The sequence below is a fragment of the Stenotrophomonas sp. SBJS02 genome (assembly GCF_020428325.2).
Lineage (GTDB): Bacteria > Pseudomonadota > Gammaproteobacteria > Xanthomonadales > Xanthomonadaceae > Stenotrophomonas > Stenotrophomonas africana.
In genome coordinates, this window is the sequence record NZ_CP109812.1 from 3,815,296 (window position 1) to 3,835,263 (window position 19,968).

At 66.0% G+C, this 19,968-nt stretch carries 20 protein-coding genes and 1 tRNA gene; 11 read left to right on the forward strand and 10 right to left on the reverse strand.

Annotated elements, in window-relative coordinates; genetic code table 11:
* Nucleotides 1-4: 4 nt before the first annotated feature.
* The 5 genes from FQS62_RS17660 to FQS62_RS17680 all read right to left on the reverse strand — a co-directional run bounded on the left by FQS62_RS17660 (nucleotide 5) and on the right by FQS62_RS17680 (nucleotide 3,949).
* Nucleotides 5-682: a response regulator transcription factor gene (locus FQS62_RS17660; protein ID WP_005410804.1), complete on the reverse strand. Its 678-nt coding sequence runs from the start codon at nucleotides 680-682 to the stop codon at nucleotides 5-7.
* Between the two features lie 8 nt (nucleotides 683-690).
* A complete protein-coding gene (locus FQS62_RS17665) occupies nucleotides 691-1,164 on the reverse strand; it encodes a hypothetical protein (protein WP_049447485.1) in 474 nt (157 codons plus the stop codon).
* A gap of 89 nt (nucleotides 1,165-1,253) precedes the next feature.
* Nucleotides 1,254-1,730 (reverse strand): hypothetical protein, encoded by a 477-nt coding sequence (locus FQS62_RS17670; RefSeq protein WP_088479595.1) that lies wholly within the window; start codon nucleotides 1,728-1,730, stop codon nucleotides 1,254-1,256.
* A 247-nt stretch (nucleotides 1,731-1,977) separates the two neighbouring features.
* Nucleotides 1,978-2,856: a 30S ribosomal protein S6--L-glutamate ligase gene (gene rimK / locus FQS62_RS17675; protein WP_005410807.1), complete on the reverse strand. Its 879-nt coding sequence runs from the start codon at nucleotides 2,854-2,856 to the stop codon at nucleotides 1,978-1,980.
* A 67-nt stretch (nucleotides 2,857-2,923) separates the two neighbouring features.
* Nucleotides 2,924-3,949 (reverse strand): GlxA family transcriptional regulator, encoded by a 1,026-nt coding sequence (locus tag FQS62_RS17680; protein ID WP_099589897.1) that lies wholly within the window; start codon nucleotides 3,947-3,949, stop codon nucleotides 2,924-2,926.
* Nucleotides 3,950-4,071: 122 nt separating this feature from the next.
* Between FQS62_RS17680 and FQS62_RS17685 the strand changes: the two genes are divergently transcribed.
* The 3 genes from FQS62_RS17685 to FQS62_RS17695 are packed head-to-tail and all read left to right on the forward strand — an operon-like array spanning nucleotide 4,072 to nucleotide 7,175.
* On the forward strand, nucleotides 4,072-5,253 hold the full coding sequence (locus tag FQS62_RS17685) for a YbfB/YjiJ family MFS transporter (RefSeq protein WP_049447488.1): 1,182 nt from the start codon (nucleotides 4,072-4,074) through the stop codon (nucleotides 5,251-5,253).
* Nucleotides 5,254-5,280: 27 nt separating this feature from the next.
* Entirely contained in the window at nucleotides 5,281-5,709 is a 429-nt protein-coding gene (locus FQS62_RS17690; protein WP_049447489.1) for an acyl-CoA thioesterase, read from the forward strand.
* Nucleotides 5,703-7,175 (forward strand): acyl-CoA dehydrogenase family protein, encoded by a 1,473-nt coding sequence (locus FQS62_RS17695; RefSeq protein ID WP_208043036.1) that lies wholly within the window; start codon nucleotides 5,703-5,705, stop codon nucleotides 7,173-7,175. Before FQS62_RS17690 ends, FQS62_RS17695 begins: the two co-directional genes overlap by 7 nt.
* 125 nt (nucleotides 7,176-7,300) lie before the next feature.
* Here FQS62_RS17695 and FQS62_RS17700 read toward each other — a convergent pair.
* Together FQS62_RS17700 and FQS62_RS17705 are read right to left on the reverse strand one after the other, a co-directional pair.
* Nucleotides 7,301-7,374, reverse strand: a tRNA-Gly gene (locus tag FQS62_RS17700).
* A gap of 115 nt (nucleotides 7,375-7,489) precedes the next feature.
* Nucleotides 7,490-9,325: an autotransporter outer membrane beta-barrel domain-containing protein gene (locus tag FQS62_RS17705; RefSeq protein ID WP_208043035.1), complete on the reverse strand. Its 1,836-nt coding sequence runs from the start codon at nucleotides 9,323-9,325 to the stop codon at nucleotides 7,490-7,492.
* A 207-nt stretch (nucleotides 9,326-9,532) separates the two neighbouring features.
* Between FQS62_RS17705 and thiS the strand changes: the two genes are divergently transcribed.
* The 4 genes from thiS to FQS62_RS17725 all read left to right on the forward strand — a co-directional run bounded on the left by thiS (nucleotide 9,533) and on the right by FQS62_RS17725 (nucleotide 13,243).
* Entirely contained in the window at nucleotides 9,533-9,733 is a 201-nt protein-coding gene (gene thiS, locus FQS62_RS17710) for a sulfur carrier protein ThiS (RefSeq protein WP_049447492.1), read from the forward strand.
* 106 nt (nucleotides 9,734-9,839) lie between these two features.
* The gene (locus FQS62_RS17715) at nucleotides 9,840-10,634 is read left to right on the forward strand and encodes a thiazole synthase (RefSeq protein WP_049447493.1); all 795 of its coding nucleotides are present in this window, start codon (nucleotides 9,840-9,842) and stop codon (nucleotides 10,632-10,634) included.
* Nucleotides 10,634-11,368 (forward strand): tRNA (guanosine(46)-N7)-methyltransferase TrmB, encoded by a 735-nt coding sequence (trmB, locus tag FQS62_RS17720; protein WP_005410814.1) that lies wholly within the window; start codon nucleotides 10,634-10,636, stop codon nucleotides 11,366-11,368. The genes FQS62_RS17715 and trmB overlap by 1 nt, the downstream gene beginning before the upstream one ends.
* A gap of 27 nt (nucleotides 11,369-11,395) precedes the next feature.
* A complete protein-coding gene (locus tag FQS62_RS17725) occupies nucleotides 11,396-13,243 on the forward strand; it encodes an SLC13 family permease (RefSeq protein ID WP_049447494.1) in 1,848 nt (615 codons plus the stop codon).
* A 337-nt stretch (nucleotides 13,244-13,580) separates the two neighbouring features.
* Here FQS62_RS17725 and FQS62_RS17730 read toward each other — a convergent pair whose 3' ends face one another.
* Nucleotides 13,581-13,916 (reverse strand): Rieske (2Fe-2S) protein, encoded by a 336-nt coding sequence (locus tag FQS62_RS17730; protein ID WP_100440271.1) that lies wholly within the window; start codon nucleotides 13,914-13,916, stop codon nucleotides 13,581-13,583.
* Nucleotides 13,917-14,094: 178 nt separating this feature from the next.
* On the opposite strand from FQS62_RS17730, the gene FQS62_RS17735 reads away from it, so the two are divergent.
* The 4 genes from FQS62_RS17735 to FQS62_RS17750 all read left to right on the forward strand — a co-directional run bounded on the left by FQS62_RS17735 (nucleotide 14,095) and on the right by FQS62_RS17750 (nucleotide 17,323).
* Complete coding sequence (locus tag FQS62_RS17735; protein ID WP_005410817.1) at nucleotides 14,095-14,376, forward strand: hypothetical protein; 282 nt, start codon at nucleotides 14,095-14,097, stop codon at nucleotides 14,374-14,376.
* Between the two features lie 75 nt (nucleotides 14,377-14,451).
* Nucleotides 14,452-15,168, forward strand: coding sequence for a fumarylacetoacetate hydrolase family protein (locus tag FQS62_RS17740; protein WP_014038281.1), 717 nt, complete (start codon nucleotides 14,452-14,454; stop codon nucleotides 15,166-15,168).
* A gap of 54 nt (nucleotides 15,169-15,222) precedes the next feature.
* Complete coding sequence (mscL, locus tag FQS62_RS17745) at nucleotides 15,223-15,627, forward strand: large-conductance mechanosensitive channel protein MscL (protein WP_049447393.1); 405 nt, start codon at nucleotides 15,223-15,225, stop codon at nucleotides 15,625-15,627.
* Nucleotides 15,628-15,901: 274 nt separating this feature from the next.
* Nucleotides 15,902-17,323: a M28 family peptidase gene (locus tag FQS62_RS17750; protein ID WP_049447392.1), complete on the forward strand. Its 1,422-nt coding sequence runs from the start codon at nucleotides 15,902-15,904 to the stop codon at nucleotides 17,321-17,323.
* Nucleotides 17,324-17,507: 184 nt separating this feature from the next.
* On the opposite strand, the gene FQS62_RS17755 is transcribed toward FQS62_RS17750, so the two are convergent.
* On the reverse strand, nucleotides 17,508-18,341 hold the full coding sequence (locus tag FQS62_RS17755; protein ID WP_208043840.1) for a TrmH family RNA methyltransferase: 834 nt from the start codon (nucleotides 18,339-18,341) through the stop codon (nucleotides 17,508-17,510).
* Nucleotides 18,334-19,851 (reverse strand): alanine/glycine:cation symporter family protein, encoded by a 1,518-nt coding sequence (locus tag FQS62_RS17760; protein WP_049447388.1) that lies wholly within the window; start codon nucleotides 19,849-19,851, stop codon nucleotides 18,334-18,336. Before FQS62_RS17760 ends, FQS62_RS17755 begins: the two co-directional genes overlap by 8 nt.
* Between the last annotated feature and the right edge of the window lie 117 nt (nucleotides 19,852-19,968).

Below are 19,968 nucleotides of genomic sequence, written 5' to 3' on the forward strand. Positions count from 1 at the left end.
CGAATCAGGCTTCCGGGGTGGCGATGCGGTATCCGATGCCATGGCGGGTCTGGATCAGCGGCACTTCAAACGGCTTGTCGACCACCGCACGCAAGCCATGGATGTGCACGCGCAGCGAGTCCGAGTCGGGCAGTTCTTCGCCCCACACGCGGGTTTCCAGTTCCTGGCGGGTCACCACGGCGGGCGCCGCTTCCATCAGTGCCTGCAGGATCTTCAGCGCGGTCGGGTTGAGCTGCAGCAGCTTGCCCTGGCGGCGCACTTCCAGCGTATCCAGGTTGTATTCCAGATCGCCGGTTTCCAGCACGCGGGTCTGCACGCCCTTGCCGCGACGCGACAGGGCGTTCAGACGCACTTCCACTTCCTGCAGCGCGAACGGCTTGATCAGGTAGTCGTCCGCGCCGGAATCGAAGCCGGCCAGCTTGTTGTCCAGCGAATCGCGGGCGGTCAGCATCAGTACCGGGGTCTGCTTGCGCGCTTCATTGCGCAGCTTGCGGCAGACTTCGATGCCGTCCATGCCGGGCAGATTGAGATCCAGCACGATCGCGTCGAACTCGTGCACCACGGCCAGATGCAGACCGGTAACCCCGTCAGCCGCGAAGTCTACGGTGTGCCCCCGGTCTTCCAGGTAGTCGCCCAGGTTGGCCGCAATGTCGCTGTTGTCTTCGATTACCAGGATTCTCACTGTCACCTCTAATTGACGAATTTGCCAACGCGCTGGGCCTGGCCCATATCACGCTGTGCCTTGTCCTTCCGCCGGGCGCGCTCGGCAACGGTCATGCACTGCGTCGTAGCCCGGTTCGAACCCGTGGCCTTTTCACGTTGGCATATTAGACGACTATCTTCACGTGCCTGTGTCAAAACCGTGTTCACGATCTGCTGGTCGTTGAAGACATCGGTTCGTACCTGTTCAGGCATTGAATCACGGTTCGGATGCTGCTCGACGGCCGTACGCATGCGCACCAGCGCTTCGCGCACGCGGCTGCGGTCGGTCTGCTTCAGTTCGCTGTAGGTCTCGCCATCGTTGAGTTCGATTTCGATGCGCTCGATCTGCTGCTGCAGCGGCTTGCCCGGGATAAAGACCTCACCGGCCTGGTTCGATGCGGAGGCGGCGGTGGCCAGGGTCAGGCCCGAGATCAGGACCGCCGACATCAGAAGGGACTTCATGACAAACGAATCCTTGTTTGAGTTGAGTGCTGACTGTATTCGCACCACCTTCACGCCAGCAAGTGCCATGCGCAGGGGCGTCGGCCGGCCTAGTGGTTGGTGGCGGGGTTGAAGTTGTTGAAGGTGCGCTGGTCGTTCAGCAGTGCCTTGCCCTTTTCCTCGATCCGACGGCGCTCGGCCACGGTCAGGCAGCGGCTTTTAGGCATGTTGCTGCCGGTGGTGCGGGTGTGCTGGCAGATCTGGCGGCTGTCTTCATGCGCCCGGACAAGAACGGTGTTGATTCGCTCCTGGTCGTTGAAGACCTCCGCCTGGACCTGCGGCGGAAGCTCCTGAAGCGTGCGGTGGTCCCCCATACGCTGGGTGATGCGCGCCAAGGCCTGCTGCACCTGGGCACGGTCGTCAGCGGAAATCTCGCTGTATTCGCCGTCGTCGAGGGCCTTCTCAACCCGCCGGACCTGCTCGGCCACCGGTGCCTGCCCGTCCATCTGTATGGCGGTCTTCTCCGGCCTGGCAGAGGCAGCACCAGACAACCCCAGCAACAACGCGATCATCGTGATGCGGTACATCGCCAGCCTCCGGATCCATCCAGGAACGATGGGCGCCACTCTACGGTCGTCACGTTGCCTCCACAAGGGGCCTGCAGTGGGCATAAAAAAGACCCAGGCGGTGCCCCCGCCTGGGTCTGAAGTTGTATCCCGATACCGATCCTGCTGAGAGGCAGAGCTGCGGTTCGCTGAAGGCTACGCCGGGGCCGATTAAAGGCGTGTTAAACCAGGCCTCATTCGCCCATGAGAATCGCAAGCGATTGAACGATCAGGGCTTTTTAAGCTTCTCGACGTGCTCGATGATGCGTGTCGCCACGTCCACCCCACAGGCGGCTTCGATCCCTTCCAGCCCCGGCGTGGAGTTGACCTCCAACACCAGCGGGCCACGGGCGGAGCGGATCAGGTCCACCCCGCATACCGACAGGCCCAGCGCCTTGGCCGAACGCACCGCCACCTGCTGCTCGGCACGGCTGGCCTTGGCGGCCACCGCCGTGCCGCCGGCGTGCAGGTTGGAGCGGAAGTCACCTTCCGGCGCCTGCCGCTGCATCGAGGCCACCACCTGGTCACCGACCACGAAGCAGCGCAGGTCGGCGCCCTTGGCCTCGCCGATGAACTCCTGCATCAGGAAATTGGCATACAGCCCGCGCAGGGCCTCGACGATGCCACGTGAAGCACTGGCCTTCTCGGTGAGGATCACGCCACGCCCCTGGGTACCCTCGTTGAGCTTCACCACGTGCGGCGGCGGGCCCAACATGGAGAGCAGGTCGACAGTGTCATCGGGGTTGTCGCCAAACACCGTGACCGGCATGTCGATCCCCTTGGCCGCCAGCAACTGGTGCGCGCGCAGCTTGTCGCGCGAACGCAGGATCGCATCGGACGGGTTGGGCGTGCGCGCGCCCATCAATTCGAACTGACGCAGCACCGCGGTGCCATAGCGGGTGATGGAGGCACCGATGCGCGGGATGACCATGTCCACGCCGGTCATCGGCCGCCCCTTGTAGTGCATCGAGAAACCATCGGCGGCGATGCGCATGTAGCAGCGCAGCGGATCCAGGATGCGCACGGTGTGGCCGCGCGCGCGCGCCGCCTCGACCAGCCGGCGGGTGGAATACAGGGAGCTGTTGCGGGACAGGATGGCGAGCTTCATCGCGGCAGGATCGGGCGGCAGGCGCGCAGCATAGCGCGGGCGTGTGGCGCTGCGATGATGGATGTACTCAGAGCCGCTGGCGCAACAGTGCCGGTGTCAGCTGCGTCATCTTCAACGTCAGCTTCCGCAGCGACGTTGCATTGGCATAGCCAACCCGCTCGGCCACATCCTCCACCGAAAGATCTGTCCGCTCCAGAAGCCGCTGAGCCATCCGCATCCGTACCGTCTGCACCAGCACCCGTGGCGAACTGCCGGTAACCCGATGGACGCGTCGGGCCAGGGTACGCGCCGTCAGGTGCAGGCGCCGCGCCGCTTCTTCCATGCCCAGAGCATGCGGCAGGCTGGTTTCGATCAACGATTCGAAACGGCGCACGGTGTCGTCATCGTGGTCGGCATCCTGCCAGGCCATGTAGCGCGCCTGGGTGGTGCGGCTGTCCACCAGCAGGAAACGCATGACCGCCTCGGCCACGTCACGCCCGGAGTACTGGCGCACCAGGTGCAGCATCAGATCCATCTGTGCCATTGCTGCCCCTGCCGTGGTCAGTCGCCCCTCCTCTGCCACCATGCAGGCCGGATCCAGCCGTGCCTGCGGGAAACGCCTACGCAGCAGGCCCGCCAATGCCCAATGACTGGTGACACGACGGCCGTCGAGCAATCCGGCCTCCCCCAGCACCAGCACCCCCGAACAGCTGGCGCACACCCTGCCCCCGCTCGCGTGGAAGTGGGCAGCCAAGCGTGCCAGATGCTGGGCATCCGGCATGGCCAACCGGCGCAATGCAATACCGTCGGTGTAGCGGGCATCCAGTCCACATGGCTCGTGCCCGTTGGCATCGAGCATGCCGTCCAGCCCCAGGCTGGGGATGACCAGTACGCCGGCAGCCCCATCGCTGATGCTGGACAGCGGATCGGCCTTCAGCGTCATGCCATTGCTCAACCGCAACTGGCGACGGCTGCCTGCTACTCGCCAGCGCAGCGCCGGCTGACCGAGGCGCTCGGCCGAGCGATTGGCGAAATCCAGTACATCGAGTGTCGCGCCCACGCTGGCGGCCAACGTCCCGTCGAGCACCGCGATGATGAACTCAGGTTTGTCCATTCTGGATTGTTTTTTGTCAATCAAGACACCTCGCAGTGTAGACCAGCAACGCTTTAATAAGTCACGCGGTCATCACATCGGGGGCTTGAGCAATGCAGACAGAGCCACGCAGCACGGTGTTGATGGGCTCGCCTGCAGTACTGCCATCACTGTGGCCAGCCTTCGCCCTGTGCCTGTCGATGGCGGTTGCCAACGGCCTGGGAAGATTTGCCTACGCACTGTTGCTTCCCGCCATGCGCGAGGATCTGCAATGGACCTATGCGCAGGCGGGTTGGCTCAACACGGCAAATGCGCTCGGCTATGTGCTTGGAGCAGGCACCGCCTATGCGCTTCTGCACCGGGTCAGCGCACGCCGCTTGTTCCAGGCAGGCCTGGGGCTGTGCGTGTTCACTCTCGCCGTGACCGGCGCCAGCGGTGCCCTGCCCTGGCTGAGCACCCAACGCGTGCTCAACGGCGTCGGCGCTGCCTGGGTCTCGGCCTGCGGCAGCACGCTCGTGCTGCTGCACTACCGGCATGCACCCAACCGTCGCGGAGCGGCAACCGGTCTGTTCTTCGGAGGCGCCGGCATCGGGATCATTGCCGCGGGCCTGGCCGTGGCGCCGCTGCTGGCCATCCATGGGGCCGCAACCTGGCCAACGGCGTGGCTGGTGCTGGGAGCCGTTGGGCTTCTCGCCTCGATATGGCCAATGACACTGGCCGGCCGAATACAGGAATCAACCGCCGTCACTGAAGGCCACGACCCTGCGCCGCTGCCACTTCGGCACCTGGGCGCCTGCCTGGCAGCCTACTTCTGCTGGGCCGGTGGCTACATCATCTATCTCACTTTCATTTTTGCGTGGCTGCGCGACCACGGACTGTCCTGGCAGCAGGGCATCGCCGTGTGGACGGTGCTGGGCATCGCAATCCTGTGTTCGGGAATGCTCTGGCGGCGCGCGCTGGGTGCATGGCCTGGCGCGCACGTGCTGTCAGCGTGCTGCGCGGTGTCACTGCTGGGCACGCTGGCACCGTTGCTGGGCGGCACGACGGGTCTGTTTGTTTCCGCTGCGGTGTTCGGCTCAAGCGTCTTCATCGCTGCAGCCGCCATCGCGGTCCTTGTCCGGCAGAACCTGCCTGCGGCGCGCATAGGCCGCGCGATGGCCCTGTTCAACCTTGCCTTCGCCGCCGGCCAGGCCATCGGTCCTGTGGCCGCCGGCGCAGTGGCCGATCGTACCGGTCTGGATGGAGCGCTATGGCTCAGTGCCGCGCTGCATGTCGCCGCCGTCGCCCTGCCGTGGGCGGCACGCGCCCCGCGCGGCGCCGGATGAACCTCACCAGCCTCCAAGGAGCTCCGTGTGCGCATTGTCATCTCCCCGCGATTTTCCGAAGTCGATGTGCTCGGGCATGTCACCAACACCGCGCTGCCGGTGTGGTTCGAGCATGGCCGCCTTCCGATCTTCCTGCATTTCAGCCAAACCGGAAACATGCGCGATCTCAGTCTGATCCTGCGCCGTTACGAGATCGACTTCCTGAAACAGATCCGCGCAGAGCACGACGTCGAGATCGACACCCGCATTGATGCGATCGGCCGGTCGTCCTTGTCCATCGTGCAGAACGCCTTCCAATGCGGCCAGCAGGTCGCCAGCGGACGCTGCGTGATGGTCCATTTCGACTACACCGCCAACGCTGCGCAGGAGATCGACGGCGCGCGACGACGCGCCCTGTCGATCTTCTTCACCGAGGAGTACGCCCAGTCACTTGCGATGAAGGAACCATCATGCTGAACAAGACCCACCGCGACACCGAGAGCTTCCTGCGGCAGATCCAGAACGTGCTGCCCGTGTTCGACAGCAATACGCTGCCGCAGGAGCCGCTGCCCAAGGAGCGCTGGGCGCAGCTGATGGACGAGGGCATCTGCCTGCCCGCTATTCCGGTGGCGCACGAGGGGCGGCACAACCACCGCGAAATGTGCGAAGTGATTGAAATGATGTCGGAGTACAACCTGCCGCTGGGCATGTACACGATGATCGTAACCGTGCTTTTCCTGCGCAACGTAGCGCTCAGCGGATCGTCCCGGCTGCAGGCAGAGGTCTTCGAGGACTTCCTCGAAAACCCCGTGATCGGCGGCATCGCCTTCACCGAGCCGGAGCATGGCTCGAGCCTGTCGCGCATGAAGACCACCTACGAAGAACAGGATGGCAGCTACTACGTGCGGGGCAGCAAGCATTGGCAGGCCTTCAGCGCACAGGCAGACTGGTGGATCGTGTGCGCCCGCCAGTACGCCGGAAAACAGTTCGGCTACTTCGTGCACCGGCGCTCGGACGGTGGCTTCGTTACCACCGAGGTCTACGACAGCCTTGGCCTGAAGAACCTGGGATACGGGCTGAACGAAATCGATATCCGGGTCGCCCCCCACCGGCGGCTCGACAAGCGTCGCACGGGACTGGGGGATACAGCCGAGATCCTGTGCGCGTCGAGGTTCAGCAAGGCGGCCATGTCCAGCGGCTTTCTGCGCCGTCTCTACCGGGAAGCGCTGTCGCAGACGCAGAACCGACAGATCGGCGAAGGCTCCCTGTATGACATCGGATACGTGCGCTACAAAGTGTCGCGCATCCGCAACCACTACGTGATCTGCAACGCGCTTTACCACCACCTTCTGCTTGAAGAAGACTACACCTGCGATATCTCCGGCAGCATGTTCGCCTCCCTGGCCACCAAGGTGCTGTCGTCGGAACTGATGCTGGATTCCGCCATCGACTACCAACAGCTGTGCGGCGGAGAAGGCTACCGCACCGGCGCGGACAACATCGCTGCACACGCCCTGCTGGATGCACGGGTGTACACGATCTTCGATGGAACCAATGATCTGCTGTGCCAACACCTGGCAGACATCGCCCTGCATGAGATGCATGTTGGCGGGTTCGCGAATCTGCGCGACGTCCTGCAGGCCAACCCCTACAGCCGCTTCGCTGCGGCTCAGACACCCCAGTTCGACGACATCGATACGCAGCACCTCAACCAGGCAGGCCGGGTTGTTCTGGGGCGGATGCTGTCGCGGGTCTTCGGGCTGGACTGCCTGGTGCGCCGCGCACAGCGCCTGCACCAGATGCCCGGAGCGGGTCTGGTGGCGCGCGACCACGAGTCACAGGCACGCTACGACCGTCGCGACATCCGACAGGCGTCAAAACTGCTGATGCTCAATCTCAATGCGCTGCGGGAAGAGCTCGATTACGTGCAGAGCGACGCATAGCATGAAACAGCGTCGATCACGGGCAGCTGTGGCAGGACCGCGTGGCGCAGCAACGTGGAAACTACACATTGAACCACAGGCTGTGCGGAACCTCGGAGCGTCTGATACTGGCCCGGACCGCAGGATGGAGCGGGCGAAGGGAATCGAACCCTCGTCAGTAGCTTGGGAAGCTACAGCTCTACCATTGAGCTACGCCCGCGTTGCAGTGGAAAGTCTATGCGCTGGGGCCGGTGTTGCGCAATGGTGCCCCCGCATCAGAGCGGGGCCGGAGCCCTTTCGTTGCCGAAAGGGATCCGACCCCGCCTGGTTTCTGCTTAGAAGCTGCCGCTGAAGCTGGCAAACAGCGTCGCGTCCTGGGCACGCTTCTGCCCGGCCGAAGCGCTCAGGCCGAAGTTGCTCTGCAGGCCGAACAGCTCGGTACGGGCACCCAGCACCACGGTGGCGTAGTTCTTGTCGAAGTTCAGGCCCGGCACGCGATAGCTGCCCAGTTCCGGCAGGGTCTGCAGCCAGGCACTGGCCTGCTTGGTGTCTTCGAACTCGTGGTCGTAGGTCACCTGCGCGTAAGGCTTGACGGTGCCGCCATCGAAGCGGGCCTGCCAGCCGATGCGACCGACGGTCGAATCGACGTTCTGGCGGTCGTAGCCCAGTGCGGTGGCCAGCGTGCCGGCGGCAGCGCTTTCGGTGTAACCGTCGATCTTCACCTTCTGCCAGATCACCGAAGCAATCGGACCGTGGCGGAAGCCGCCTTCGGTGCCGAACTCGTAACCGGCGTTCAGGGCAGCGGTCAGGTTGCTGCCGTCCGGCGAACCACCGTGCTCGCGGGTGGCCGGACCCAACTGGACCTTGCGGTTCACGTCATAGGACAACCAGGTGTAGCTGACCTGGCCATTGACCCAGATGCGGTCGTGGTACCAGCCCGCGAACAGACCAGCGGTGGTGTCCTTCTGGGTGAAGTCGCCACGGCTGTTGCCGAAGTCGGCGTTGAGACGGCCGAAGCCGGCGAAGCCGCCGAACACCATGCCGTCGCGTGCCCAGTCGATACCGAACAGGCCGGCGGGCGCCAGGCCGTCGTACAGGTCGGCATGGTCATAACGCTGCAGGTCACCGCGCACGCCGCCCCACCAGGACAGGCCATCGGCCGGGCGACCCCCCAGGTGCATGCTGACCTGATCGGCACGCGAACGGCCGATGGTCTGTGCCGAGTGGCTCAGCACCTGCTGCAGACGCGGGCCTTCCAGCACCGAGACCGCATACTGGCCCAGCAGCTGATGGCCGGCGGTGGTCGGATGCACGCCGTCGGCGAACAGGTAGGTGTTGGCCGCATCCGGGCTGACGTAGCTGGTCGGGTTGCAGCCGATGATGCTCGCAGTGGAGTTGTTCGGATCGATCTTGCAGGCCGTACCGGTGACGTTGGTGAAGCCGTACATGCCCGGGTTGGCAGCGACTTCAGCCAGCACGGTGAAGGTATCGAGCGGAATGAACTCGATGCCGGCCTGCTTCAGGCCACCGTACAGGGCCTTGTTGTAGCCGGCCGACAGCGCCGTGGCGGTGGCGGCATTCGGGCCGCGGAAGGCCGGGGTCAGACCGACGTTGGGCAGGTTCGGCACCAGCACGTACTGCGCACCGGCCTGCTTCAGCGCGCCGACCAAAGCGATCTGATCGGTGACCGCCGCACCGATGATGGCCTGCGCCTGGGCCGGCGCAGCGGCGGCGGCAAACAGGTCATTGGCACCGCCCCAGACGGTGTACAGGGCATTGGCGTCAGCCTTGCCGCCATTTGCGGCGAGGTAGCGGGCGGCCTGCGACTTCAGCGAAGGGATGGTGCCCATCGCGCTCGGCACGTCCACGCCGACGCGGGCGCCGCCAGCAGCGTAGTTGTCGCCGTTCTGGCCATTGCCGTTGGGCGTGCCGTCGAGGCCGTAGTAATTGGCCACCTGTTGCGACCACACCCAACCCGGGTTGGTAGTGAACTGGCCGGTGACCGGACGTACGCCCGGATCCAGCAGCGGGCGGAAATAGCCGGCATCGGTGAGGCTGTCACCGAAGAACACGGCTCTGGAATACGGGGATTCGCCTGCCATGGCCGGTAGCGCGGCCAGCGCGATCGCGGCCGCCATCAGGGAGCGGATCGGGCGTTTGCTGAGCAGCATGTAAAGAACTCCTGTGGGGAAATCGTTGAGGACCCGGCGGACGTACGCCGGCGCACGGTGAATGGTTTCACCGCGCTGCCATTTGCTCACGCTGCGCCGCCGCATGGATTGTCGCCCGAGCACGGCAAAGCCCGCTGTGCCGGAGCTGGCGCCCGGTTCAATTTGCAAACGTTCCGATCCCGGCGGGCCATCAGCGACAATGCAGGGATGAACATCCAGCTCAACGGCGAACCCCGCACCCTGCCCGCTTCGGCGACCCTCCACGATCTGCTCGACGCCGAGCAGTTGCTGCAGCGCCGGGTGGCGGTGGAGGTGAACGGCGAGATCGTCAGCCGTAGCCGCCATGGCGAACATGTCCTGTCCGAAGGCGACGTGGTGGAGATCGTGCACGCACTGGGCGGCGGCTGAGACCTGTCCGGCTTTGCCGGCCTGCGGCCGGCACTACCCACACCGATCCACGGCCTGCACGCCATTGCGTGATCCCATCTTCAGGCGGATAAGCGATAATCGCGCCATGAACGTTCATGTCTCCCCCGATTCGCTGGTGATCGCCGGCAAGACCTATGGCTCGCGGCTGCTGACCGGCACCGGCAAGTTCAAGGATCTGGAAGAAACCCGCCTGGCCACCGAGGCTGCTGGCGCCCAGATCGTCACCGTGGCCATCCGCCGCACCAACATCGGGCAGAACCCGGGCGAACCGAACCTGCTGGACGTGCTGCCGCCGGAGCGCTTCACCATCCTGCCCAATACCGCTGGCTGCTACACCGCCGAAGACGCCGTGCGTACCTGCCGCCTGGCCCGTGAGCTGCTGGACGGCCACAACCTGACCAAGCTGGAAGTGCTGGGCGACCAGAAGTCGCTGTACCCGGACGTGGTGCAGACCCTCAAGGCTGCCGAGCAGCTGGTCAAGGACGGCTTCGAAGTGATGGTCTACACCTCCGACGACCCGATCCTGGCCAAGCGCCTGGAAGAGATCGGCTGCGCTGCGGTGATGCCGTTGGCCGCGCCGATCGGTTCGGGCCTGGGCATCCAGAACAAGTACAACCTGCTGCAGATCATCGAAGACGCCAAGGTGCCGATCATCGTCGACGCTGGCGTGGGCACCGCGTCGGATGCGGCAATCGCGATGGAGCTGGGCTGCGACGGCGTGCTGATGAATACCGCCATTGCCGGTGCACGCAGCCCGGTGCTGATGGCCAGCGCCATGCGCAAGGCGGTCGAGGCCGGCCGCGAGGCCTTCCTGGCCGGGCGCATTCCGCGCAAGCGCTACGCCAGCGCCTCCTCCCCGGTGGATGGGTTGATCGGCTGATGACCAATCCTTTCGACAGCGCCGGTTCCAAGGCCCCGCCCAAGCCCTTCACCGTAAGCGAGGGCCGCCGCGAGGTGCGCAGCTTCGTGTTGCGCCAGGGACGTTTCACCCCCGCCCAGCAGCGCGCGTTCGACGAACGCTGGCCGCGCTTCGGCCTCGACTACACCGGCCAGCCGCGTGACCTGGACGCCACATTCGGGCGCCCGGCACACAAGGTGCTGGAAATCGGCTTCGGCAACGGTGCCGCGCTGCGCTTCGCCGCCCAGCACGACCCGTCGCGCGACTACATCGGCATCGAAGTGCACGCGCCCGGCGTGGGTCGCCTCCTTAACGCGCTGGCCGACGACAACGCCGACCACGTGCGCCTGTACCACCACGATGCGGTGGAAGTGCTGCAGAACGAGATCGCCGACGGCGCGCTGGATGAAGTGCGCATCTACTTCCCGGACCCGTGGCACAAGAAGCGCCACAACAAGCGCCGCCTGCTGCAGCCGGCGTTCGCCGAGCTGCTGGTGCGCAAGCTGCGCCCGGGTGGCCGCCTGCACTGCGCCACCGACTGGGAAGACTACGCCGAGCAGATGTGGGACGTGCTTGATGCCACCGCCGGGCTGGTCAACCGCGCCGGCCCGCGTGGCAGCGTGCCGCGCCCGGACTGGCGCCCGCAGACGCACTTCGAGACCCGCGGCCAGAAGCTCGGCCACGGTGTCTGGGACCTGTTGTACGACCGCACCTGACGATCGCCTGAGGACGCCGCGCCCCACATGGATACCGCGCTGACGCTGACCAACGACATGAAGCTCGTGCTCGGGCTGGTCGGCTTCACGATGGCGATGTTCCTGTTCGAGCGCATCCGCGCCGACGTGGTCGCGCTGGTGGTGCTGGTGGTGCTCGGTGTCACCGGCCTGATCGCGCCGGAGGAAATCTTCGGCGGTTTCTCCGGTAACGCGGTGATGAGCATCATCGCCACCACCATCCTCGGTGCGGGCCTGGACCGCACTGGGGCGCTGAACCGGCTGGCGGCCTGGCTGCTGCGGCGCGGCCACGGTGTCGAGCAGCGTCTGCTGATGATGACCACCGCCATCGCCGGCCTGAACTCGTCCTTCATGCAGAACCCGTCGGTGATGGCGCTGTACCTGCCGGTCGCCTCGCGACTGGCGGCGCGCACCGGGCTGACGATGCAGCGCCTGCTGCTGCCGATCTCGGCGGCGATCGTGATGGGCGGCGCGCTGACCATGGTCGGCAATTCGCCGCTGATCCTGCTGAACGATCTGCTGGCCTCGGCCAACAACAACCTGCCCTCGGGCCTGGCCACCATCGAGCCGCTGCGCATGTTCGCGCCGCTGCCGATCGGCGTGGCCCTGCTGATCGCCTCGCTGCTGTACTTCCGCTACTACGGCGACCGCAAGCTGGTGGAAGAGGAAAGCCTGGTCAACGACGGCGTCACCCCGGCACGCACCGAGAGCTATTTCGCCAAGACCTACGGCATTGAAGGCGATGTGTTCGAGCTGGTGGTGACCGCAGAAAGCCCGCTGGTGGGCATGACCCTGGGCGAGGCCGAAAACCTGCACGATGCGCCGCTGCTGCTGGCCCTGAAAACCGGCAACGACACCCGCCTGGCGCCGCCGGCGGAGATGCGCATCTGGGTCGGCAGCGTGCTCGGTGCGATGGGCCCGCGCGAGCAGATCAACGACTTCGCGCAGAACCAGTTCCTGCGCATGTCTTCGCGGCTGAAGCACCTGGGTGACCTGTTCAACCCCAGCCGTGCCGGCATTTCCGAGGCGGTGGTGCCGCCGACCTCGAACGTGATCGGCAAGAGCGCGGCCGACCTGCGCCTGCGCAAGGAGCGCGGCATCAGCCTGCTGGCGATCAACCGCGACAAGCAGGTGATCCGCGAGGACGCGCGCGACGTGCAGCTGCGCGCGGGCGACATGCTGGTCTTCCACAGCATCTGGACCGACCTGGCGCAGGCCGCCAAGAGCCGCGACTTCGTGGTGGTGACCGACTACCCGACCGGCGAACAACGCCCGCACAAGTTCAAGATCGCGATGGCGATCTTCGCGCTGACCATCCTGATCGCACTGACCAGCAAGCTGCCGGTGGCGCTGACGCTGATGACCGGCGTGGCCGGCATGCTGCTGACCGGCGTGCTGCGCATGGACGAGGCCTATGCCTCGATCAACTGGAAGACGGTGTTCATGATGGCCGGGCTGATTCCGCTCGGCTGGGCGATGGACTCCAGTGGTGCGGCGGCATGGGTGGCCGGCCATACCATCGACAAGCTGCCCACCGGCATCCCGGTGTGGGTGCTGGAGGTGGCGCTGGCGCTGCTGACCACGGCGTTCTCGCTGGTGATCAGCCATGTGGGCGCGACCATCGTGATGGTGCCGATCGCGGTGAACCTGGCGTTGGCAGCGGGCGGCAACCCGACCGCGTTCGCGCTGATCGTGGCGCTGTCCGCCTCCAACAACCTGATGACGGCCTCCAACCCGGTGATCTCGATGATCACCGGCCCGGCCAACTACACCCCGCGCGAGATGTGGCGGGTCGGCGGCCCGCTGTCGCTGATCTACACCTGCGTGGTGGTGTTGATGATCAACCTGATGTTCTGACGGTTGGGTTTGTTGGCAGGGCTGCGCCCTGCACCCGCCGAAGCCGAAGCAACAGCAACAGCAACAGCAATAGCGTGCATTCCGTGGGATGGCGGGGTGGGTCCGGTTGCGGGGGACGCTGCAAGTACGTCCCTGTAAGCTCGGTCGCCGCATCCATGCGGCTCACGCCCCCGCAACCGGACCCACCCCGCCTTCGACAGTTTTCCGCGAGCTGTCGGCGTTCTGCTCTGGTGGGTGTCGACCTTGGTCGACACGGTGGATCCACGCCATGCGTGGATGAATCTCTGGATCCCCATTGATCCTGTGAGTGCGAACCTTGGTTCGCGCACCGGTTACATCAGGCCAGGTAAACCTGCCCGTCGCGCACGTCCACCGGTACGGCGCGCAGGCGGTCGCCCTTGCACGGGCCGGCAATGCAGTCGCCGCTGTCCAGCGTGAACGAGGCGCCATGCGCGGCGCACACCAGGTGGCCTTCGCGGCTCTTCAGGAACTGGCCCGGGGCCCAGTCCAGGCGTCGGCCGGCGTGCGGGCAGATGTTCAGGAAGGCACGCACCTGCGCGCCGTCGCGGTACAGCACCAACGATTCGGCATCGCCATCCACCACCGCTTCGACCTCGGCAAACGCGCCATCGGCAATGGCATCAAGGGCGATCAGGGCAGCAGCGGCAGTCATGGCGAAGGCTCGGACAGTAAACCCGCATTGTCGCACGCCCACTCAGGTGACTGGCTGCAACATGAACACAAGTCATTGATTCGCAATAAGCAAAGGCTATATTTAACGATTTTTTCACTCAATGACAGTGGCGCGTCCCGATACTCTGGTTTCGCTGATCCCAGCCTATCGAGCCGCCATGTTCAATCGCGCATCCGCCTTCAACCAGTTCCGCACCCTGTTCGCGCCGCGCAAGCCGCGTCACCCGCTGGTGCGCGTGGCCGTGGGCCTGCTCGGCCTGGCGATCCTGGCCGCGATGGTGTTCATCGGCGTATTCGTCGGTGCGGCGATGATCCTGGTCGGCCTGGCGTGGAAGCTGCTGGCTTCGCGCAAGCCGGGTGTCGCGCGTCCGGTCGACCCGACCGTGGTCGAGGGCGAGTACCGCGTGGTGCGCAAGCCGGTGCTGCCGGCCTCGCGCTGATCCACGTCTTCCGCGCCCGCTGACGGCGGGCGCCATGCGTTCTAGACTGCGGGCACGCCCTTCCTGGATGCCCGCATGTCCGATGTCTCCGATGTGATCCCCGCCGTAACCCTGCCGCGTGTGCCGGTAGCCGGTGGCGGCAGTTTTCCCGTGCACCGCATCTACTGCGTCGGCCGCAACTTCGCCGACCACGCCCGCGAAATGGGCGCGGCGGTGCCGGCAGCCGATGATCGCGGCCGCCCGATGTTCTTCAGCAAGCCGGCCGATGCGATCGTGGTCGGCCACGACGATGCCATTCCCTACCCGCCGGCGACCGCCAACCTGCACCACGAAGTGGAACTGGTGGTGGCGATCGGCCGTGACGCACCCGCGGGCGAGCTGGCCGTGGCCGACGCCGACGCGCTGGTCTACGGCTACGCCGTCGGCCTGGACCTGACCCGCCGCGACCTGCAGGCCGCGGCCAAGGACAAGGGCCACCCGTGGGATGCAGCCAAGGGCTTCGATGCCTCCGCGCCGATCAGCGAGATCGTGCACGCCGAGGAAGTGGGCGACCTGGCCGCGCTGAACCTGTCGCTGGAGGTCAACGGCGAAGTGCGCCAGCAGGCGCTGCTGGACCAGATGATCTGGAACGTGCCGGAGATCCTGCATGAGCTGTCCAAGCTGTGGCAGCTGCGTGCCGGCGACCTGGTGTTCATGGGCACCCCGTCCGGGGTGGCTGCACTGAAGCCCGGCGACCGCTTCAGTGCCCGCCTGGAAAACGTGGCCGAGCGCCACGGCGTGATCGCCGGCTGACATCACCTGCGCTACCCTGCGCGCTGTCCACTTCCCCACCGGAGAAAAACAACAATGGGAATGCTCACCGAGTTCAAGGAATTCGCGATGCGCGGCAACGTCATCGACCTCGCCGTCGGCGTGGTGATCGGCGCGGCCTTCGGCAAGATCGTGACCGCGCTGGTCGAGAAGATCATCATGCCGCCGCTGGGCCTGCTGATCGGCAAGGTGGATTTCTCGCAGCTGGCGTGGACGCTGTCGCCGGCCCGCATCGGGCCGGACGGCAAGGAGATTCCGGCGGTGGTGATCGGCTACGGTGACTTCATCAACACGCTGATCCAGTTCGTGATCGTGGCCTTCGCCATTTTCCTGGTGATCAAGGTGATCAACCGCCTGTCGCGCAAGAAGGAAGCCGCTCCCGCTGCGCCGGCCGAGGAAGTGGTGCTGCTGCGCGAGATCCGCGACAGCCTGAAGAAATAAGGTATCGGGCGCCTACGGGCGCCCCGCTTTCCTGTAGAGCCGAGCCCACGCTCGGCTGCCTTCGTGCGTAGAGTCGAGCTTGCTCGACTGCCCGGAACAATCAGTCGAGCAGGGCTCGACTCTACAGAAGCACACGAAAGCCCCGCCCCGGCGGGGCTTTCGCTTTGCCGGACGTGGCGGAAAACAGCGTTCGCGCCAGCCATGACCTCCCGCCCATGCGCGCGGCTGAACGACTGTTAAGCTCCAAGGCTTAGGTCCCTTCCCGGAGTTGTCCATGCGTCGCCGCGTCCTTGCCATCGCATCCTCCCTCGCCCTGCTGGCCGCCCCGGCCTTCGCGGCGCCACGCATCACCACCCTGCCCCCGGCCTCGCTGGCCACCGCCGCGCAGCTGCGCGATCAGGCGCTGACCGATGACACTGGCTGGAAGGTGGTCGAATCGCTCACCACCGAGATCGGCCCGCGCATCGCCGGCGGCGAAGCCGACGCCCGTGCGGTGGCCTGGGCCGAAGCCAAGTTCAAGGCGCTGGGCTTCGACAAGGTGTGGAAGGAGCCGGTGACCTTCCCGAAGTGGGAGCGCCGCAGTGAACACGCCGCCGTGACCGGCAGGAACCCCCAGCCGCTGCAGATCACCGCGCTGGGGGGCAGCCCGGGCGGCACCGTGGAAGCCGAGGTGGTGCGCTTCGCCGACCTGGCCGCGCTGCAGGCCGCACCGGCCGGTTCGCTGAAGGGCAAGATCGCCTTCGTTGATTACCAGATGCTGCCGTTCCGCGATGGCCGCGACTACGGCCGTGGCGGCGCGATCCGCAGCAAGGGCCCGTCCGAGGCGATCCGCAAGGGCGCAGTGGGCTTCCTGATGCGCTCAGCCGGTACCGACTCGCACCGCGTGCCGCACACCGGCATCACCCGCTTCGACGATGGCCTGACCCCGGTGCCGTCGGCGGCGCTGTCGGTGCCCGATGCAGACCAGCTGGCCCGTCTGCTGGCGCGCGGCGCGACCACCGTGAAGGTGGCGCTGGACTGCGGTTGGGATGGCACCGCCACCTCGTACAACGTGATCGGTGAGATCACCGGCCGCACGCTGCCGAAGGAAGTGGTCGTCATCGGCGGCCACCTGGATTCGTGGGACCTGGGCACCGGCGCGGTGGATGACGGCGCGGGCGTGGGCATCACCATGGCCGCAGGTCATCTGATCGGCCAGCTCAAGCAGGCACCGAAGCGAACCATCCGCGTGGTTGCCTTCGCCAACGAAGAACAGGGCCTGTATGGCGGCAAGGCCTATGCCGAAGCGCACGCGAAGGACGTGGCCCTGCACCAGCTGGCCGCCGAGAGCGACTTCGGCGCAGGCCGCATCTACGCCTTCAATACCGGTTCGCCGAACCCGGAAGGCTCGCGCGAAGCGACCAGGCAGATTGCCGAAGTGATGAAGCCGCTGGGCATCGAGTACCAGGCCGACAAGGGTGGCCCGGGCCCGGACGTCGGCCCGCTGGCCGCCAAGGGCGGTGCGTGGGCGTGGCTGGCGCAGGATGGCTCGGACTACTTCCACCTGCACCACACCGCCGACGACACGCTGGACAAGATCGACCCGAAGGCGCTGGCGCAGAACGTGGCCGCCTACACTGTGTTCGCCTACCTGGCGGCGGAAGCCGATGGCAACTTCGGCAGCGAGGCCAAGGCGACCACGCCGCCGAACGAATGATGCGGTAGCGCCGGGCCATGCCCGGCGAGCGCAACGCCAGGAGCGGTGCGAACCAAGGTTCGCACCCACCAAGGCAGATTTCGCACCCACCAAGTCAGATCCCGCATCGGTAGCGTCGGGCCATGCCCGGCAAGCGCAGCGGCACGAGCGGTGCGAACCAGGGTTCGCACCCACCGGGCGTCACTCAGCCGCGGTGGCTCGCCCACTGCGCCAGCAGCACGGCCGTGGCGGAAGCGACATTGAGGCTTTCAACCGCGCCGCTGCCGGGGATCGAGACCTGCAGATCGCACTGGCTCGCCAGGCCACGGTCCATGCCCTCGCCTTCGGCGCCCATCACGTACACCAGCCGGTCTGGCAGGGACGCACGGAACACGTCATCACCGCCCTCGACCAGGGTTGCGGCCAGGCCGAAGCCAGCAGCGCGCAGCTGTGCCATCGCCTCTGCGGTCTCCGGCAACTGCACCAGCGGCACCGACTCCGCCCCGCCTTCAGCCACGCGTGCGGCGGCACCGGACAGCGCCAGTGTGCTGCCGGCCGGCAGCAGCAGCGCCTTGACGCCGAAGTGCGCGGCCGAGCGCAGGATCGCACCGAAGTTGTGCGGATTGCCGACGCCGTCCAGCCACAACGCCAGCGCCGGGCCTTCGCCGAGATCCTCCAGCCACTGCGCCAGCGGCACGACCGGCGCGCGCAGCACGTCGGCCACCAGGCCTTCGTGGTGCGTGGTAGCGGCCAGCTTGTTGAGGTCACCCTCCTCCACCACGCGATAGCCCACGCGGTTGGCCACGCACCACTTCAGCACCGGCTGCATGCGCGGAATCAGCGCGTCCACCAGATACAGCTTGCGCAACGCCTGCGGGCGCTTGGCGAACAGGGCCTGCACGGCGTTCCAGCCATACAGGCGCAGTTCGTCGTTGCCGCGCCCCGGTGGCGGCGGGGTGCCGCCCTCACGCGGTGGCAGCGGGGTGGCCCGCGGCGGTCGCGACGACGGGCGGCGGGCGTTCTTCCAGGGATCATTCACTACGGGACAACTCCAGCTTGCGTTGACGCCAGAAATCGGCGTTCTTGATGCCCAGGGCATCGGGGTCGAAGGTCGGATCGAGGCCGAGCTTCTTCTGTCGTTCGTAATCACGCAGGGCCAGCATGGCCGGCTTCTGGATGATGAGGATGGCAATGATGTTCAGCCAGGCCATCAGGCCCACGCCGATGTCACCCAGCGCCCAGGCCAGGGTTGCATTATGGAACGCGCCGAACACCACCATGCCGATGATGCCCAGGCGCAGCAGCAGCACGGTCAGCGGGCGCTTCTTGTTGTGGTTCACATAGCTGAGATTGGTCTCGGCCATGTAGTAGTACGCCATGATGGTGGTGAAGGCGAAGAAGAAGATGGCGATCGATACGAACGCCGAACCCCAGCCCGGCAGCACCGCTTCCACGCCGGCCTGCGCGTAGCCCGCGCCTTCCGGAATGCCGGCCAGGCCCTGGAAGATCGGCTCGGCGCCGGCCACGGGCGAGTACACGTTGTAGGTGCCGCTGGCCAGGATCAGGAACGCGGTGGCGGTACACACCATCATGGTGTCGAAGTAGATGGCGAAAGCCTGCACGTAACCCTGCTTGGCCGGGTGCGAGACTTCCGAGGCGGCTGCCGCGTGCGGGCCCGAGCCCTGGCCGGCTTCGTTGGCGTAGATGCCGCGCTTGATGCCCCACTCCACCGCCAGGCCCATCATCGCGCCGAACGCGGCGTGGGTGCCGAAGGCGCTCTTGAAGATGATGCCGAACATTTCCGGCACGCGGTCGTAGTTGATGATCATGATGACGATGGCCATCAGGATGAAGCCGGCGGCCATGAACGGCACCACCACTTCGGCGAAGTTGGCGATGCGCTTGACGCCGCCGAAGATCACCACGCCCAGCAACAGCGCGACCACGATGCCGATGCCCAGCTTCAGCGCCTGCACCGATTCCATGCCGAAGGCCTGGCCATCGAGCGGGCCGCACAGTGCGGTGCCACGGCAGGCGTTGATGATGCTGTCGGCAATGGCGTTGGCCTGCACGCCCGGCATCAGGAAGCCGGCGGCGATGATCGTGGCGATGGCAAAGGCCAGCGCGTACCACTTCAGGCCCATGGCCTTTTCGATGTAGTACGCCGGGCCACCGCGGTAGCGGCCTTCGGCGTCCTTGGTCTTGTAGATCTGCGCCAGGGTGCATTCCACGTACGACGTGGACGCGCCTAGGAAGCCCATCACCCACATCCAGAAGATGGCACCGGGGCCGCCGAAGGCGATGGCGGTGGCCACGCCGGCGATGTTGCCGATGCCCATGCGGCCGGCCATCGACATGGCCAGGGCCTGGAACGAGGACACGCCGGCGTCGGATTTCTCACCCTTGACGGTGAGGCGGCACATCTCGAAGAAGCCGCGGATCTGCATGAAGCGCGTGCGCAGGCTGAAGAACAGGCCGGCGGCCAGGCACATGAAGATCAGCGCCTTGCTCCAGATGATGCTGTTGATGAAATGTACGGTAGCTTCCACGCGCTCTCTCTCCAGTCGGCGGGTTGTAAGGACGTCCCGTCGGCTGGAAGGGACCGGTCGATTCTCCCTGATCGAAGGCCGCTGCGGTAGCGCTGTTTTGTAGAGCCGAGCCCATGC